Below are 16,828 nucleotides of genomic sequence, written 5' to 3'. Positions count from 1 at the left end.
GGCATGCCGCCCGCCCCGACCCACAGCGCAGAGGCACCCCGACATGCTGGCCCTAATTTCCCCCGCCAAGAAACTGGATTTCGAGACCGACCCGCCCCTGGACAGCCATACCCAGCCCGACTTCCTGGCCAAGTCAAAGAAACTGGTCCAGGCCGCGCGCAAGCTCACGCGCCAGGACCTGCGCAACCTGATGGGCATCAGCGAAACCCTGGCCGACCAGAATTTCCAGCGGTTCAAGGATTTCAAGCCGCCCTTCGACCTGAGCAACGCCAAGCAAGCGGCCATGGTGTTCAACGGCGATACCTATGTGGGTCTGAAGGCGCGCGAGATGTCGAAGGCCGACCTGGAATACGCCCAGGATCACCTGCGCATCCTGTCGGGGCTTTACGGCCTGCTCCGGCCCTTGGATCTGATCCAGCCCTATCGCCTGGAAATGGGCCTGAAGTTCGCCAACCCCGGCGGCGAAAACCTGTATGCATTCTGGGACGGCGCCCTGACCAAGGCCGTCGATCAGGCCGTGGAGGGACACAAGGACCCGACGATCGTGAACCTGGCATCCAACGAATATTTCAAGGCCATTGCCCCCAAGACTTTGAAGGCCCCGGTCATCACGCCCGTGTTCAAGGAAATCAACCAAGGCCAGGCCCGCGTGATCGGCCTGTTCGCCAAGCAGGCGCGCGGCATGATGGCGCGCTACATGATCGTCAACCGCATCGAAACCGCAGATGGTCTTAAAAAGTTCACGGATGGCGGCTATCGCTTTCAGGCGGATCAAAGCGACGACAAGACCTGGGTATTTTCCCGCAAGCAGCCGCCCAAGGTGACGAAATAGACTTGGTGCCGACCCTGCTGGCGCGCTACCATTTTCGATCCCCGGGCATACGGCAGACGCCCGGCACCATCAGGCGGCATTGTCGTCCAAGATCTGCCCTGACGTAGGCCCGACCCGGCGCCAATCGGTTCCGGGCCGCCGCTGAACGATAGGGTACAGCCATGGATGCAGAAACCGCCGCCCCCCAGCCACAGCCTGAAACCTCAACCCAAAGCACCCCGCCCGCCGTCAGCTTTGCCGAAGCGGCGTGGTATTGGCTGCACCTGGGGTTCATTTCCTTCGGCGGCCCGGCCGGCCAGATCGCCATCATGCAGGCTGACTGCGTCGACAAGAAACGTTGGATCGACCTACAGGCGTTCCTGCGCGGCCTCAATTATTCCATGCTGCTACCGGGGCCCGAGGCGCAGCAGTTGGCCGCCTATATCGGCTGGCGCCTGCACGGCATTTGGGGCGCCGTGACCGCCGGCACCCTGTTCTTCCTGCCCGGTGCCATTCTGATGATGGCGCTGGCCTGGGTCGCCGCCGCCCATGGCGACAATACCTGGGTCATCAAGATCTTCAACGGCATCAAGCCCGCCGTCATCGGCATCATCGTGTTCGCCGTGTGGCGGATCGGCAAGAAGACCTGCAATTCACTTCCCGCCGTGGCCTTGGCGGCGGCGGCCTTCGCGGCGTTGCATTTCGCCCATGTGCCCTTCCCGCTGATCATCCTGGCCGCCGGCGTCCTGGGCGCCATGATTCCGGCCCTGGGCCGGGTCGGCGGGCATGGCCATGGCGGCGACGCGGGCCAGGGCGACAGCCACCACATACAGCGCCCGGCAGGCAACCCCTGGACACGGCTGGCGGGCATCACCGCCCTGTTCCTCGTGCTGTTGGCCCTGCCGGTGGCAGCCCTGGTCGTGATCGCCGGCCCGGCGCCGTTCCTGGCCGTGGCCAAGCTGTTCACCACGGCGGCTCTGGTCACCTTCGGCGGCGCCTATGCGGTGCTGCCCTACATCACCGATGCGGCGGTCAACACCCATGGTTGGATCGCCCCGGGCGACATGCTGAACGGCTTGGCCTTGGCGGAAACCACGCCGGGGCCCCTGGTTCTGGTCAATACTTACGTCGGCTTCTTTGCCGGATGGAACGGCGCCGGCGCGGCGCATCTGTCGCAGGTCGCCGCCGGGCTGCTGGCGGCGGCGCTGACGACCTATGTCACCTATCTGCCGTCGTTTTATTTCATCATCGCGGGGGCCCCTTATGTGGACGCCCTGCAAAAAAACGAACACGCCCGGCGGGCGTTGTCCGGCATCACCACCGCCGTGGTCGGCGTGATCTTCAACCTGGCGGTCTTTTTGGGGGAATCGGTTCTGGTCACGGCATCTGGCAGTGTCGATTGGGCCGCCGCCGCCGTCGCCACGGGGGCCCTGGCCTTGCTGCTTTCCGGCAAGGTGCCCATCCCGGCCCTGGTCGGTATCGGCGCCGTGTTGGGGGCAATCGGACTCGTTTAGCCAATAATCGGCGGCAACAGGGGCGTTGCCCGCATGACGATCCGGCGCTATCAAATGCGCATCCCCGGACCGGGGGCACCATCAGGAGAAGACTTCCCATGCCGCAACCCGCACCTGCGCGTATCGGTGACGCCGCCGAAGATATCGACACGCCGGCCCTCTTGATCGAGCTCGATGCGTTCGAACGCAACCTGAGGAAAATGGCCGAGTTCGCCAAGGAAGCCGGCGTCCGCCTGCGCCCCCATTCCAAGACCCACAAGTCGGCCCATATCGCACGCCTGCAGATGGAACTGGGTGCGGTCGGCGTGTGCTGCCAAAAGGTCTCGGAGGCCGAGGCTCTGGTCCAGTCCGGCATCAATGACGTGCTGATCTCCAATCAGGTGGTCGGGCGTCACAAACTGAACCGTCTGTCAGCCCTGGCCCGTCACGCCAAGGTCGCGGTCTGCGCCGACGATGCGGATAACGTGGCGGATCTGAACGCCGCCGCCGGCCAGGTCGGCGTGATCATGGACGTGCTGGTGGAAATCGACGTCGGCGCCGGGCGTTGCGGCGTGGCACCGGGCGAAGCGGCGGTGGCCCTGGCCAAGGAAATTGATCGGTCGCGCAACCTGCGGTTCGCCGGAATACAGGCCTATCAGGGATCGGCCCAGCACATCCGCGATTTCGCCGAACGCAAGATGGCCATCAACGCCGCCCAGGTTCTGACCAAGAAAACGGTCGAACAACTGGCCGAGGTCGGACTGGACTGCGACACGGTCGGCGGCGCCGGCACCGGCACCTATGAATTCCACACCAAGTCCAAGGTTTGGAACGAACTGCAGTGCGGATCCTACGTGTTCATGGATGCCGACTATGGCCAGAACCGCATGGCCGACGGCAAGCCGTTCCAGGCCTTCGAAAATTCCCTGTTCGTGTTGGCCACCGTAATGTCCAAAACCGGCGACGACTTCTGCGTCGTCGATGCCGGGCACAAGGCGCTCGGCAACGACCAGGGCTTTCCCCTGGTTTCCGAGTTGGAGGACGTTACCTATTCCAAGCCATCGGACGAACACGGGCGCCTGGATCTTAGCGAGACACGTCAGGCCCTCAAGCTGGGCGACAAGGTGCGCCTGATCCCCGGACATTGCGATCCGACCGTGAACCTCTATGACTGGTACGTGGGCGTGCGCAACGGTCGGGTCGAAGCCCTGTGGCAGGTCACGGCACGGGGTGCCCTGACCTGACGAGATCAATGGCATAAGTCTTGGACCGCCCGCCCCGGTTGCGCCTAAGATGCCCCTGGACACGGAGGAGGACGCGGCGGCACAGGCGGCTGTGTTGAGATATCACGACTTCGGCTGAATCAAAGGAAAGTCCGTCATGAATAAAATCGTCTACATCCTGGGCGCGATCATCGCCCTCATCGTCGCCGTCGGTATCTACCTGTTCGTGTTCGCCGGCGATCTGGTGAAGTCCGCCGTGGAAACCATCGGCAGCGACGCTACCCAGGCCAGTGTGACCCTGAATTCCGTGGACCTGGATATGTTCCAGGGCACCGGCGCGATGAAAGGGCTGACCGTCGGCAATCCCACGGGCTTCAAAACACCGAGTGCGTTCGAACTGGGCGCGATCTCCCTGCAGATCGATAAGGACTCCATCGGCAAGAACCCGATCGTCATCAAGTCCATCGCCATCACGGGACCGATCGTGACGTATGAGAAAGCCGGCGGCACCTCCAACGTCGACGCCATCAAGGCGAACGTCGACGCCTATGCCAAGAAATTCGCGGGCTCCGGCGGCGAGGCCAAAAAAGAACCGTCCTCCGGCGAGGAACAGAAGCTGGTGATCGAAAAGCTGACCATCACCGGCGGCAGGGTGAACCTGAGCGCGGGCATCCTGGACGGGAAAACGCTTGAGGCGGCCCTGCCCGACATCACCCTGACCGACATCGGCAAGGATTCCGGCGGCACCAGCCCCGCCGCAGTGACCAAGGCCGTGATCGACAAGCTGACGGCCGGCATCATGTCCATCAATCCGGAAAAGCTGATCGGCAACGCCGCCAAGATGATGGAAGGCGCGGTCAAGGGGGCGACCGACGCCGTGAAAGGCGTGACCGAAGGTGCCGGCGGGGTCACCGAAGGGGCCGGCAAGGCCATCGAGGGCGCGGGCGAAAAGCTCAAGGGCCTGTTCGGAAAATAGGCTTTAACCCTAGTCTGTTACCGGGAAAGGCGGGGCCATCTGGCCCCGCCTTTTTCATGTCCGGGATCGCTCGGAAAGTGGTTTTATCGATCACCGGGAATGGAATAATTCATTTCTGTATTTATTGATAATAATTCGCAATTGCATTATATTCCTTTCAACAAGGCCGGCCGGATTACGGCTCGGCACGCCACCCGAAAGGAACCGACCATGTCACGCAAATTGATCAAAACAGGCACCTACTCCGCCATGCACCTGGTGGTCGCCGTGACGGTGGCCTATGTCCTGACCCGCGATTGGCACGTCGCCTTGGGCGTGGGCATCATCGAACCGATGGTCCAGACCGTCGCCTACTCGGTCCACGAAGCCCTGTGGGGCAAGGTGAAGGACGCCCCCCGGGATGAGCGAACCAACCCCGACGGAACAGCCCCGGCGGCGGCGTAAAACGGCTTAGGCCACGGCCCGCCCGACCCGCCGTCCCGGCCGCGCCCCGGTCCAGGCCAGGTCGTGCCAGACCAGCGCGCCGTTCACATAAACCCGCTCGATCCCGCCGGCGGGCGTTTCCGGGGCGTCGAAGGTGGCGCGGTCGATCACCGTCTTGGGATTGAACAGCACCAGATCGGCGAAGGCTCCTTCACGGATCACGCCTCGGTCTTTCAGGCCGAACACGCTTGCCGGCTTTCCGGACATGCGGTGGACCGCTTCCTCCAGGCTGAAGACGCCTTCGTCCCGGCAGTAATGGCCGAGCACCCGGGGGAAGGTCCCCCACAGACGCGGATGCGGGCGGCCTTCGTCGATGGGTAGGCCGTCCGACGCGATCATCGCCCCCGGAAAGGCCATGATGCGGCGCACTTCGTCCTCGTCCATGCGGAAATAGACTGCCCCGGCGGGCGACAGGCGGCGGATCGCTTCGTCCACGGAACAGCCCCATTCGTCGACGATGCTGTCGAATTCACGGCCGACCATCTCCGGATGGGTAGCGGACGACGTCAGCACGGTCTTTTCCGAGGTCGAGAGGAAATCCTTCAACAGGATCGTCGAGGTCGCGGTGTAGGGATAGACGTCGAAATCCAGTGTCATGTCCTTCTGCGCCGCTTTGATGTGGGCCAGGCTGTCGTGGCTTTTTCCCCAGTTTTCCCGGCCGACGCATTTGTGGTGGGAAATCACCGTGGCCGCACCGGAACGCCGGGCAATGTCGATGGTTTCGTCCACGGAATCGACCAGATCCGGCCCTTCGTTGCGCATATGGGTGGTATAGAGCGCCCCGAAATCCTTCAAACAAGCCGCCAGTTCCACGATCTCGTCCGTCGGCGCGTGGATCGCCGTGGGATAGGCCAGCCCCGTCGACAGGCCGACGGCGCCATCCTTCAGGCTTTGTTCCAGCACCCGTGCCATGGCATCGATCTCAGCCTTGGTCGCGGCGCGGTCAAAGGTATCCATCATCACTCCGGCGCGCAGGGTCGTATGGCCGACCAGGGACGCCACGTTGATGGCGGCCGGGCTGTCGGCCAGGGCGGCGTTGTAATCGGCCAAGGTGGGAAAGCGGTAATCCGCCCAGCCGCCCAGCAGCGCCATGGGGCCCGGCGGGTCGGCCTCACCCGCCCGGCAAGAGGCCGTGAAGGGGGCCAGCGAGACGCCGCAGTTTCCGGTGACCACCGTGGTCACGCCCTGGCTGGTCTTGGGCGCGACGCTGGGTTGGGTCAGGACAAGCCGATCATCATGGGTATGCACGTCAATGAATCCAGGGGCCAGCGCTAGGCCCGTACCGTCGATCGTTTCCTTGGCCTTGGCCCCTTCCGCCACGAGATTGCCAACCGCTGCGACACGGTCGCCGGAAACGGCCACGTCGGCGCGTTGGCGCGGTCCGCCGGTGCCGTCGATGACGTCGGCGCCGGTGATCAAAAGGTCGTAGGTGGGCATGGCGGATGGTCTCCTGCTGGTCGATGGTGGGCGCCATATTACATGGCTCTGGGCTGCACACCAGACAGCCGCCGCCGTTGACGTAACGGCACCGTTGTCAGCGCCCGAAACCTTGCCTACAACCGAGGGATTGAGGAGACATCCAATGGCGGAATACCGAGCCCCCCTGGACGACATGCGCTTCGCGCTGAACGAAATCGCGGGCCTGGGCGCCGTGAACCGGCTGCCCGGCTACGCCGACGCGACGCCGGACCTGGTCGACGCGATCCTGGAAGAAGCCGGCAAGTTCGGCACGGAGGTTCTGCCCCCCTTGAACCATACGGGCGATCAGGAAGGCTGCGTCCTGGATAACGGCGTGGTGCGCACGCCCACGGGCTTCCCCGACGCCTATCAGCAGTTTGTCGAATCCGGCTGGAACAGCATCTGGGCGCCGGAAGACTGGGGTGGCCAGGGCCTGCCCGTGCTGGTCGCGACGGCGGTGTCGGAAATCTGGCATGCCGCCAACCTGTCCTTCGCCCTCTGCCCCATGCTGACGCAAAGCGCGATCGAACTGCTGCTGTCCCACGGGTCCGACGAGATCAACGCCACCTACCTGGAAAAACTGGTCACCGGGCAATGGGCCGGGACCATGAACCTGACCGAACCGCAGGCCGGATCAGACCTCGCGCGCATTCGCTGCAAGGCCGAGCGTGCGAACGGCCATTACCTGCTGCGCGGCCAGAAGATCTTCATCAGCCATGGCGAACACGACATGGCCGAAAATATCGTGCACATGGTGTTGGCACGATCCCCCGACGGGCCCGAGGGCATCAAGGGTTTGTCGCTGTTCGTGGTTCCCAAGTTCCTGCCCGACGCGGACGGCAATCCGGGTGCCCGCAACGACCTGCGCTGTGTCTCGCTCGAACATAAAATGGGCATGCACGCGAGCCCGACCGCCGTTATGTCCTACGGCGACGACGGCGGCGCCAAGGCCTTCCTGATCGGCGAGGAAAACCGCGGCATTGAATACATGTTCATCATGATGAACGCGGCCCGCCTTGCCGTCGGCATGGAGGGCGTGGGCATCGCCGAGCGGGCCTATCAGCAGGCCCGAGATTTCGCCAAGGAGCGCGTGCAGAGCCGCGCCCTAACCGGCGGCGGGGCTGATCCGGTGACCATCATCCATCACCCGGACGTGCGCCGCATGCTGCTGGCCATGCGGGTCCAGACCGAAGCCATCCGCGCCATTGCCTACCGGGTGGCGGGGGCTGTCGATATCGCCCGGAATCACACGGATACAGCGGAACGTGCCCGCGCCCAGGCCTTCATCGACCTGATGACGCCCGTGGCCAAGGCTTTTTCCACCGACATCGCGTCGGAGGTCGCCGACCTCGGCATTCAGGTTCACGGCGGCATGGGCTATATCGAGGAAACGGGCGCCGCGCAGCACGCGCGGGACATCCGCGTAACCCGCATCTACGAAGGCACCAACGGCATCCAGGCCAACGATCTGGTCGGCCGCAAGGTCGCCCGCGACGAAGGCATCGCCGCCGGCGAACTGATCAAGACCATGCGCGAGACCATCGCCGACCTTGCCGCTGATGACAACGGCCTGGACGATCTGGCCGAACCCTTGACCACCGCTGTCCGCGCCTTGGAAACGGCGACCGATTGGATCGTCGAAACCTGGCCTCAGGACCCTGCCCCCGCGGCGGCCGGCGCCGTGCATTACCTGCGCCTGATGGGCATCGCCACGGGCGGCTGGTTACTGGCCCAGGGGGCCTTGCGCGCGGCCCAACGCAAGGACCAGGGCGACACCGATCCCTACTTGGATCACAAGATCGTATCCGCCCGTTTCTTCGCCGAACAGTACCTGCCCCAGGCGGCGGCATTGCGGGCGACGATCCTGGCCGGCGGCGGCACGATCGCAACGGTTTCACCGGACGCCTTCTAGTTCCTGCCTCGCGCCCCGCAACGGCCCGGAAAATCAGGGTTTGTGCCTTGATTTATTAACCTTTTTCCTACAGTTTGAGGTCCTCATTCCCTGGGGATTCGAATGAACTCGCTGACGCGATACATATTGCACCAACTTGTGGTTGGTATGATCCTGGTGACGACGGGGCTGACCTGCATCATCTGGCTCACTCAGTCGCTGCGGTTTGTCGAGATGATCGTCAATCGGGGATTGAGTGCGGGAACTTTTTTCTATCTTTCCGGGCTTTTGCTGCCCAACTTCCTGATCGTCATCCTGCCGATCGCGTTGTTCACGGTCGTCGTGTTCATCTATGCGAAGTTGATTACCGACCGTGAACTTGTGGTCATGCGGGCGGCGGGCCTCAGCCAGTTCGCGCTCGCCAAACCGGCGCTGATACTGGCCGCTGTCATCGTCGTTCTGTCCTACACCCTACACCTGAAACTGGTCCCGGAATCGTATCGCGCATTCCGCGATCTGCAGTGGGACATCCGCAACAGCGTCTCCCATGTCCTGTTGAAGGAAGGCGAATTCAACAACGTCGGGCGGACGACAACGGTTTATGTCCGCGCCCGCACGCCCGACGGACAGTTGCACGGCATCCTGGTTCACGACACCCGCGACAAGGCCAAGCCGTTCACTCTGATGGCCGACCGCGGGGCGATGATCGACACCCCGACAGGCCCCCGCGTTGTCATGTTCAAGGGCAACCGTCAGGAAGTCGACAAGGCCACCAACAAACTGTCGATCCTGTATTTCGACCGATGGGTCTACAATCTGGCCATCGGCGGCCCCCAAGGAGCGCGATGGCGCGAACCCCGGGAGCGCACGCTTGACGAACTTTTCGACACCCCCAACCAGACCCATCTGATCGGCCAGAAGAACGTCGGGAAATTCATCGTCGAGGCCCATCGGCGGCTGATTGCGCCCATGCTCTGCCTGACTTTCGCGGTGATCGGCCTGAGCTGCCTGCTGACCGGTAATTTCGGCCGCCGGACCCAGACTGTGCGCGTCCTCGCCGCCGTCGGCGGCATGGTCGTTCTGCAGGCCATCATCCTGGGCGTGGAGAACATGGTCGCCAAAAACCTGGAACTGATGCCGTTGCTTTATGCCGTCGTTCTGATGCCCATCCCGTTGGCCTGGCTGGTCATGGTCCGCGCGCCGTCGGCGGCGCCGGCCGTGGCCAAGACGGCCTGAGGGGGGAGGAGAACGGCATGCGATTGTCTGCGATCCTTTCGGTCTATATCGGGCGGCATTTCCTGATCAGCTTCCTTGGCATCTTCTGCCTGTTCCTGATGTTGATCCTGTTGTTCGATTCCGTCGAATTGCTGCGGCGTACGGCCCAGCACGATTCCGTTACCTTCGCGATGGTCATGGAGATGTCCCTTCTGAAGCTTCCATTCATGGGACAGAAGACCTTTCCGTTCGCCATCCTGTTCGGCGGCATGGCGGCCTTTTGGCGCTTGACGCGCACCAACGAGCTGGTGGTGACCCGGGCAACGGGAATTTCCGCCTGGCAGTTCATGCTGCCGGTTCTGTTTCTTGCCTTCCTGCTGGGCCTCTTGCAGATCACGGTCATCAACCCCTTGTCGTCGTCCATGCTTGCCCGCTACGAACGGCTGGAGGCGACCCGCATCGAAGGACACACCAGTTTCCTGTCGATTTCCAATTCGGGTTTGTGGTTGCGCCAGGCCGATGAAAAGGGCCAAAGCGTCGTCCACGCGGAACGCGTTCTGCAACAGAAAAGCGAGGTCGAATTGCGTGATGTCCTGGTCTTCCTGTACGAAGGCAAGGACACGTTCCGTCAGCGGATCGACGCACAATCCGCCCGCCTTGAGGACGGCTTTTGGCGCCTCAAGGAAGCCTGGCTGTTCGAACCCGAGGCCCCGGCCCGTTTCGAGAAGGATTTCTGGTTGCCGACGGATCTTACCGTCAACCGTATCCAGGACAACTTCGCGCCGCCGGAAACCATGTCCTTCTGGGACTTGCCGCACTTCATCAACACGTTGGAGACCGCCGGGTTTTCGGCTGTCCGCCACCGGCTGTACTGGCACACGCTCCTGTCAGCACCGCTTTTGATGTGCGCAATGGTGCTGATCGCCGCGACCTTCACCCTGCGTCAGACCCGGCGCGGCGGCACGACATACATCGTATCTGGCGGTGTGCTGACCGGCTTTGTCCTCTATTTCTTCTCCGATATCGTTTTTGCCCTTGGCCTGTCGGACAGCATTCCCGTGCTGCTCGCGGCGTGGACCCCCTCCGGGGTCGCGACCATGCTGGGCGCCGCGATGCTGCTCCATCTGGAAGACGGCTGAACGCCATGCGGAACAGTCGGCAAAAAGTTCTCAGCCTGTTGACCGCACCGATTCTGGCGGCGGTGCTGGCCGCGCCGACGCCGGCGCGGGCCGGCCTGACCGGCGCGACCGCCGAACGACCGCTGGGCATTCTGTTTCAAACAGCCCCACGGCCCATCAAGCCTTCCGCCGGCACCCCCATGACGCGCCCCGCCGCCCCCGTTTCCGAACCTATCGCTGCGCCCATTCGGCCAATGCTGCCCCGCGCGCGACCAGAACCGCGCGGCGAAGCGCCTGCGCAGATCGAGGGGCAGCCGGAAATCCCGGTCAACCTGCTGGCCGATGAAATGAGCTTCGACCAGGAAAATGGTTTGGTATCGGCCTACGGCAATGTGGAAATCACCCATGGCGACCGCACGATGCTGGCCGACAAGGTCACCTACAATCAAAATACGGACATCGTGCAGGCGGCCGGGAACATCACCATTCTGGAGCCGTCCGGCGAAACCTTGTTCGCCGACCAGATCACCATCACCGGCGACCTGAAGGATGGTCTTGTCCGTAACATCGGCCTCATCCTCACCGACCGCTCTCGCCTTGCGGCGGAAGGCGCCAAGCGCTCCGGCGCGGTCGTCACCGAATTACGTAAAGGGGTCTATACGCCCTGCAATCAATGCGCAGAAGACCCCGACGCGCCGCCGCTTTGGCAGATCAAGGCCGTCCGCGTCATCCACGACAAGCGCAATAAGACGATCGAATATCGGGATGCCTGGCTCGAAGTTTACGGCTATCCGGTCCTCTACACGCCCTATTTCATCCATCCCGATCCCAGCATTCGGCGCAAGGCGGGATTCCTGGCACCCGGATTTGGCGGATCATCCGACCTCGGGTTCGTGACACGACTGCCCTATTTTTATCCCTTCGACGAATCGTCCGATGTCACCGCAACGCCGGCACTTTCCGAATCCGAAGGGTTCCAGTTGACGCTCGATTACCGCAAGCGGTTCATGAACGGCAAGCTCGACACCCAGGTTAGTGGCATCAACGACTCCGAAGGCGATTTCCGCGGCCACGTATTCTCGGAAGGTATTTGGGACATAAACAAAACCTGGCGCGCCGGGTTCGACATCAACCGTGCCACCGATGATACCTACCTGCGCCGGTTCGGTTTCAACAGCCCGTCCGTGCTGGAAAGCAGAGTGTTCGCCGAAGGCTTCCGTGGCCGCAACTATCTTGCGGTGAATGCCTATTCCTTCCAAGACCAGCGCGCCGAGGCGGATTCCATCGACAGCCCCCTGGTCCTGCCCTTGGTTGAATTCAGCCACGTCGGCGAGCCCGACCGTTTTGGCGGTAACTTTAACGTCGATGCCAGCCTGCTTGCCGTATCGCGTGATGAAAGCGGCAATGACACCCGGCGCATTTCCATCCGTCCGTCGTGGAACCGGCGGTTTTCCGATTCCATCGGCAACCTGTTCAGCTTTTCCACCGGAATTTGGGCTGACGCCTATCACGTCAACAACGTGAGCCGCGATAACGACACCGATTTCACAGGCCTGACCGGCCGCATTTACCCCTATGCATCCCTTGATTGGCGGTTCCCGCTGATCAGCCAGTTGGGCAAAGCCAGCCAGACGCTTGAGCCCATCATCAATGTCATCACCAGCCCGAATGGCGGAAACCCGGCAGAAATTCCGAATGAGGACAGCCAGGAGTTCGAATTCGACGACACCAACTTGTTCGACGTGAACCGGTTCGGGGGCATCGACAGGGTCGAAGGCGGCACCCGCGTCAATTATGGCCTGAAATGGGGGCTGTACGGCCCAACCGGCCTCGGCCTTTCTCTCCTCGTAGGCCAGACGTACCGGTTCCACACCGACGACACCTTCTCCGAAGGCAGCGGCCTGGAAGACGACCTCTCCGACATCGTCGCCACCGCACGCATAAACCCTTCAACCTATCTTGATCTCGCCTACCGTACGCAGATCGCCAAGGACGGGTTCTCCGCCCGGCGCCATCAGGTACAAGCCAGCGCCGGTGTCCCGTTGCTGCGCGGGTCTCTCGGCTATATCTTCTTTGAAGAGCCGGTGGACAGTGAATTCACCGGCCGTGAGGAACTGTCGTTCTCTGCATCCTCGCAAGTATCCCGGGACTGGCGCATCAACGTCAGCGCCGTTCGTGACCTGGCGGCCAATGAAATGCGCTCCATCGTCAGCGACCTGGTATTCGAAAACGAATGCCTGATCGTAACGACCCGTTTGTCGCGGACGTTTTACGAGGACAGAGATCTGCAACCGACAGACGCCTTTACCATCAACCTGCTGTTAAAGACTCTTGGACAGATCACCTTCTAAATGCGATTACCGCAGATCATGATTGCTTCCGCCGGACTCCGATCCGCCCCATTCTTCCTGGTTGCCCGACTTGCCGTCGTCCTGACGCTGGCGATTGCCGCCGGCCTGTCGGCACCGGCCCAGGCACAACGCATGGGCATTGTCGCCACAGTGAACAGCGCGCCGATCTCGGAATACGATCTTCATGCGCGCCTGAAACTCGTCATCGCCATGTCCGGCCTGCCGGCCACCCGCGAAACGGCGCAACAATTGGCGCCCAAAATCGTCGACACCCTGATCGACGAAGAACTGAAACGCCAGGAAGCAAAAACCCTCGGCATCGAGATCGACGACAAAACCGTCGAAACCGCCGTCCAAAGGTTTGAGAAAGCCCGCGGCATGCCCGCGAACGGCATGCTCAACCTTCTGGAAAGCCTGAGTCTGTCCAAGGACGTTCTCTATCAGCAAATCCGCGCCGATCTGGCGTGGAACGATGCCCTGCGGTTGCGGTTCCGCGCGCTGACCCAAATCGCCGACGAGGAAGTGGACGAGGAAATTGCCCGCCTTGATGCCGAAAAGGGTAAGCCCGTAGCCTTGTTGTCGGAAATCTTCCTACCTGTGGATGAGCAGCCCAAGAACCAGGAAGTGCGGGGCGTTGCCGAAAGAATTCTGGGTGAACTGAAGAACGGCACGCCGTTCCAGGCAATGGCCACGACCTTTTCACAGAGCCCGACTGCCGCCGTCGGCGGCGACTTGGGCTGGGTCTCCCTGAATTCGCTGGCCCCGGAAGTTTCGCGCGCCCTTTCCGCCGTTAAGACCGGAGAGTTTTCCCCGCCCATCCGCACCGCCGCCGGTTGGATAATCTATTGGCTGCGGGATCAGCGCGTGTCCCAGGGCGCTGCCGGGCCCGCTGTCGACCCCAGCATCGTGCTGCAACAATTGATGATCCCGGTCTCGGACACCGGCCCGGCCAGCGAGTTGGAAGGAAAGCGCGACCTGGCGAAACGCCTGCGCCTGCGCGCCGACAATTGCGCCACCATGGCGGCGACGCCGAAAACAGTCGCCGGCGGGCTGACCTCCGACACTCTGCGTCTCCGCACCAGCCAATTGTCGCCCCTGGTGCGGGACGCCATCAAGGATCTGCCCGACGGAAAGCCCAGCGAGGTCATCAAGGTGCCCGGTGCGTTCATGCTGTTCATGGTCTGCGAACGCATTTCGGAAAACGCCCAGGCGCAACTGCGGACCCAAGTCCGCAACCGTTTGGTCAACGACCGTCTGGACCTGGCCGCGCGGCAGTTCCTGCGCGACCTTCGGCGAAACGCCTTCATCGAACGGCGATAGACATGGCCACGACCGCGGCGACCGCCCTTCGCCCGCTTGCCTTGACCATGGGCGAGCCCGCCGGGGTCGGCGGCGAATTGACTCTGCGTGCCTGGACCTCGGCACGTAGCCGCACCAGGCCGTTTTTCACGATCGACGATCCGGACCGCCTGCGCGCCCTCGCAAGTCATCTGGGAATAGACATCCCGATTGAGGAAATTTCCGACCCGGCAGAAGCCGCCGCCCTGTTCGACCGCGCCCTGCCTGTCCTGGCGGAGCGCCTACCCGCGCCCGTCACCCCCGGCACGCCCGATCCTGCGAATGCCGGTGCCGTCGTTCACGCCATCGAGCGCGCCGTGCACCTGTCGCTCGACGGCGCCGCTGCGGGCCTTGTCACCAACCCGATCCAGAAATCCGTGCTCTACGCTGCCGGTTTCAAGCATCCGGGACATACGGAGTATATCGCCGAACTCTGCGGCGGGGACGAGCCGGTGATGATGCTCGCCTGCGACGCCCTGCGCGCGGTGCCGGTGACTGTTCATATCAGCCTGCGCGACGCGGTTGCCGGTCTCAGCACTCAGGCCATCGTCGCCAAAGGCCGCATCACGGCGGCCGCCCTCAAACGTGATTTCGGCATCGACACCCCCCGCTTGGCCGTCGCCGGACTGAATCCCCATGGCGGCGAAGACGGCGCGCTCGGCACCGAAGACCGCGACATTGTGGCCCCGGCCGTGGCGTTGCTTCGCGCCGAGGGCATCGACGCAACCGGGCCGGCCCCGCCGGACACCCTGTTCAGCCCGCGCGCACGGCAGGGCTATGACGCCGCCCTTTGCATGTATCACGACCAGGCGCTGATCCCCGTCAAGGCACTGGACTTCGACGGCGGCGTCAATGTGACCCTGGGCCTGCCCATCGTGCGCACCTCGCCCGATCACGGTACGGCGCTGGATATCGCGGGCACGGGCAAGGCCAGCGAACAAAGCCTGGTCGCCGCCATGGTGACGGCGCGCCTGATCGCCGCCAACCGGGCACAGGGCGGCTGACCCGCCCATGGGAGCCCCAACTGACCTGCCGCCCCTGCGTGACGTGATCCATGATTTCGGCTTGGGCGCGCGAAAGTCCCTGGGCCAGCATTTCCTGTTGGACGGCAACCTGACCGGACGCATCGCCCGCGCGGCCGACCCGCTCGACAACGTCAACGTGATCGAGATCGGCCCCGGGCCGGGCGGCCTGACCCGTGCCTTACTGGCAAGCGACGCCGACGCCGTCTGGGCGGTCGAGAAGGACCGCCGCTGCGTCGCCGCCCTGCAGATACTGCAGGACGCCTATCCGGGCCGCCTGCACATCCTGGAGGCCGACGCCCTGGAGACGGACCTGGTCGCCCTGACCCCGGCCCCGCGCGCCATCGTCGCCAACCTGCCCTATAACGTGTCGACCGTGCTGCTGCTGCAATGGCTGCGGCAGGCAAATCAGTTCACCCGCATGGTCCTGATGTTCCAGAAAGAGGTCGCCGACCGCCTTACTGCCGCACCGGGCAGCAAGGCCTATGGCCGGCTCTCTGTCATCACCCAATGGCGGGCCCAGGTACGCCCGCTGTTCAATGTCTCCAAGGAAGCCTTCACGCCGCCCCCCAAGGTCGCCTCGACCGTGGTTGAAGTGATCCCCCGCCCCGAACCCCTGGCGCCTGCCGCCATGACCGACCTGGAAAAAGTGACTCAGTCAGCCTTCGGCCAGCGGCGCAAGATGCTGCGCTCAAGCCTGAAAAGCATCGGGCTCGATCCGGCACGGGTCGGGATCAATCCCGAAGCCCGGGCGGAAGACCTGTCAGTGGAAGAATTTTGCGCCTTGGCGCGGCTCTTGGCGGAACGAAACGCCTAGCCCGCGACGCCCATGCCCTGGACGAAATCAAGCAGTCCCGTCCGACGGTCCTTCCTAAGACGCTCGGCCTTGAGGATTGCCTTCACGTTCTCGACGCTGGCGTCCAGGTCGTCGTTGATGACGATGTAGTCGTATTCCTCGTAATGGCTCATTTCCGATTTGGCCCGGGCCATGCGCCCTGCGACGACCTCGTCGGAATCCTGGCCGCGCCCCTTCAGGCGGTTTTCCAATTCAGCGATGGACGGCGGCAGGATGAACACGCTGACCAAATGCTCACGAGCACTTTCCCGGAGCTTTCGGGTGCCCTGCCAGTCAACGTCGAACAGCACGTCCTGGCCGCTGTCCAGGGCATCCCACACGGGTTTCTTCGGCGTGCCGTAGGAATTGTCGAACACGGTCGCGTGCTCCAGGAACTCGTTGTTCGCGATCATCCTGGCAAACGTTTCCTGGTCGTAGAAATAGTAATCCTTGCCGTCGACCTCGCCCGGACGCGGCGGACGGGTGGTCGCCGACACGGACATGACGATGCCCGTTTCCTCGGCCAGAAGACGGCGTGAAATGCTGGTCTTGCCCGCACCTGACGGCGACGACAGCACCAGCATCATACCCCTGCGTGAAATCTCATCCATGAT

At 63.1% G+C, this 16,828-nt stretch carries 14 protein-coding genes; 12 read left to right on the top strand and 2 right to left on the bottom strand.

The genetic code is table 11. The features are described 5' to 3' along the window. The first annotated feature begins 43 nt into the window (after positions 1-43). From yaaA to KFF05_06810, 5 genes are all read left to right on the top strand, one after another. Positions 44-832 carry a peroxide stress protein YaaA gene (yaaA, locus tag KFF05_06830; GenBank protein ID UTW53068.1) on the top strand — a complete coding sequence of 263 codons (789 nt, stop codon included), beginning with the start codon at positions 44-46 and terminating at the stop codon, positions 830-832. Between the two features lie 161 nt (positions 833-993). Further along, positions 994-2,325: a chromate efflux transporter gene (gene chrA, locus KFF05_06825; GenBank protein ID UTW53067.1), complete on the top strand. Its 1,332-nt coding sequence runs from the start codon at positions 994-996 to the stop codon at positions 2,323-2,325. Positions 2,326-2,423: 98 nt separating this feature from the next. Continuing rightward, positions 2,424-3,548 (top strand): DSD1 family PLP-dependent enzyme, encoded by a 1,125-nt coding sequence (locus KFF05_06820; GenBank protein ID UTW53066.1) that lies wholly within the window; start codon positions 2,424-2,426, stop codon positions 3,546-3,548. Between the two features lie 136 nt (positions 3,549-3,684). Continuing rightward, positions 3,685-4,503 (top strand): hypothetical protein, encoded by an 819-nt coding sequence (locus KFF05_06815; protein ID UTW53065.1) that lies wholly within the window; start codon positions 3,685-3,687, stop codon positions 4,501-4,503. Positions 4,504-4,713: 210 nt separating this feature from the next. Further along, the gene (locus tag KFF05_06810) at positions 4,714-4,947 is read left to right on the top strand and encodes a DUF2061 domain-containing protein (protein ID UTW53064.1); all 234 of its coding nucleotides are present in this window, start codon (positions 4,714-4,716) and stop codon (positions 4,945-4,947) included. 6 nt (positions 4,948-4,953) lie between these two features. On the opposite strand, the gene KFF05_06805 is transcribed toward KFF05_06810, so the two are convergent. After that, positions 4,954-6,423, bottom strand: a complete 1,470-nt coding sequence (locus tag KFF05_06805; GenBank protein UTW53063.1) for a D-aminoacylase — start codon at positions 6,421-6,423, stop codon at positions 4,954-4,956. Between the two features lie 145 nt (positions 6,424-6,568). On the opposite strand from KFF05_06805, the gene KFF05_06800 reads away from it, so the two are divergent. The 7 genes from KFF05_06800 to rsmA all read left to right on the top strand — a co-directional run bounded on the left by KFF05_06800 (position 6,569) and on the right by rsmA (position 16,196). Next, complete coding sequence (locus tag KFF05_06800; GenBank protein UTW53062.1) at positions 6,569-8,356, top strand: acyl-CoA dehydrogenase; 1,788 nt, start codon at positions 6,569-6,571, stop codon at positions 8,354-8,356. A 102-nt stretch (positions 8,357-8,458) separates the two neighbouring features. Continuing rightward, a complete protein-coding gene (gene lptF / locus KFF05_06795) occupies positions 8,459-9,571 on the top strand; it encodes an LPS export ABC transporter permease LptF (protein UTW53061.1) in 1,113 nt (370 codons plus the stop codon). Between the two features lie 17 nt (positions 9,572-9,588). Continuing rightward, the gene (gene lptG, locus KFF05_06790; GenBank protein UTW53060.1) at positions 9,589-10,689 is read left to right on the top strand and encodes an LPS export ABC transporter permease LptG; all 1,101 of its coding nucleotides are present in this window, start codon (positions 9,589-9,591) and stop codon (positions 10,687-10,689) included. 5 nt (positions 10,690-10,694) lie between these two features. After that, a complete protein-coding gene (gene lptD, locus KFF05_06785; GenBank protein ID UTW53059.1) occupies positions 10,695-13,019 on the top strand; it encodes an LPS assembly protein LptD in 2,325 nt (774 codons plus the stop codon). Between the two features lie 18 nt (positions 13,020-13,037). Next, a complete protein-coding gene (locus tag KFF05_06780; GenBank protein ID UTW53058.1) occupies positions 13,038-14,339 on the top strand; it encodes a peptidylprolyl isomerase in 1,302 nt (433 codons plus the stop codon). Positions 14,340-14,341: 2 nt separating this feature from the next. Next, on the top strand, positions 14,342-15,361 hold the full coding sequence (gene pdxA / locus KFF05_06775; protein UTW53057.1) for a 4-hydroxythreonine-4-phosphate dehydrogenase PdxA: 1,020 nt from the start codon (positions 14,342-14,344) through the stop codon (positions 15,359-15,361). Positions 15,362-15,368: 7 nt separating this feature from the next. Next, the gene (rsmA, locus tag KFF05_06770) at positions 15,369-16,196 is read left to right on the top strand and encodes a 16S rRNA (adenine(1518)-N(6)/adenine(1519)-N(6))-dimethyltransferase RsmA (protein ID UTW53056.1); all 828 of its coding nucleotides are present in this window, start codon (positions 15,369-15,371) and stop codon (positions 16,194-16,196) included. Here rsmA and gmk read toward each other — a convergent pair. Beyond that, positions 16,193-16,825, bottom strand: coding sequence for a guanylate kinase (gmk, locus tag KFF05_06765; GenBank protein UTW53055.1), 633 nt, complete (start codon positions 16,823-16,825; stop codon positions 16,193-16,195). The genes rsmA and gmk overlap by 4 nt on opposite strands. Positions 16,826-16,828: the final 3 nt, after the last annotated feature.

The organism is bacterium SCSIO 12827 (genome assembly GCA_024397995.1).
In the GTDB taxonomy this organism is placed as follows: domain Bacteria; phylum Pseudomonadota; class Alphaproteobacteria; order Rhodospirillales; family Casp-alpha2; genus UBA1479.
Note: the sequence above shows the minus strand (reverse complement) of the source record. Positions and strands in the feature narration are given on the sequence as shown.

Bases quoted from the DNA above. Each gene is read 5' to 3' on its own strand.
- yaaA (UTW53068.1), top strand. From the start codon at position 44: ATGCTGGCCCTAATTTCCCCCGCCAAGAAACTGGATTTCGAGACCGAC.
- chrA (UTW53067.1), top strand. From the start codon at position 994: ATGGATGCAGAAACCGCCGCCCCCCAGCCACAGCCTGAAACCTCAACC.
- KFF05_06820 (UTW53066.1), top strand. From the start codon at position 2,424: ATGCCGCAACCCGCACCTGCGCGTATCGGTGACGCCGCCGAAGATATC.
- KFF05_06815 (UTW53065.1), top strand. From the start codon at position 3,685: ATGAATAAAATCGTCTACATCCTGGGCGCGATCATCGCCCTCATCGTC.
- KFF05_06810 (UTW53064.1), top strand. From the start codon at position 4,714: ATGTCACGCAAATTGATCAAAACAGGCACCTACTCCGCCATGCACCTG.
- KFF05_06805 (UTW53063.1), bottom strand. From the start codon at position 6,423: ATGCCCACCTACGACCTTTTGATCACCGGCGCCGACGTCATCGACGGC.
- KFF05_06800 (UTW53062.1), top strand. From the start codon at position 6,569: ATGGCGGAATACCGAGCCCCCCTGGACGACATGCGCTTCGCGCTGAAC.
- lptF (UTW53061.1), top strand. From the start codon at position 8,459: ATGAACTCGCTGACGCGATACATATTGCACCAACTTGTGGTTGGTATG.
- lptG (UTW53060.1), top strand. From the start codon at position 9,589: ATGCGATTGTCTGCGATCCTTTCGGTCTATATCGGGCGGCATTTCCTG.
- lptD (UTW53059.1), top strand. From the start codon at position 10,695: ATGCGGAACAGTCGGCAAAAAGTTCTCAGCCTGTTGACCGCACCGATT.
- KFF05_06780 (UTW53058.1), top strand. From the start codon at position 13,038: ATGATTGCTTCCGCCGGACTCCGATCCGCCCCATTCTTCCTGGTTGCC.
- pdxA (UTW53057.1), top strand. From the start codon at position 14,342: ATGGCCACGACCGCGGCGACCGCCCTTCGCCCGCTTGCCTTGACCATG.
- rsmA (UTW53056.1), top strand. From the start codon at position 15,369: ATGGGAGCCCCAACTGACCTGCCGCCCCTGCGTGACGTGATCCATGAT.
- gmk (UTW53055.1), bottom strand. From the start codon at position 16,825: ATGGATGAGATTTCACGCAGGGGTATGATGCTGGTGCTGTCGTCGCCG.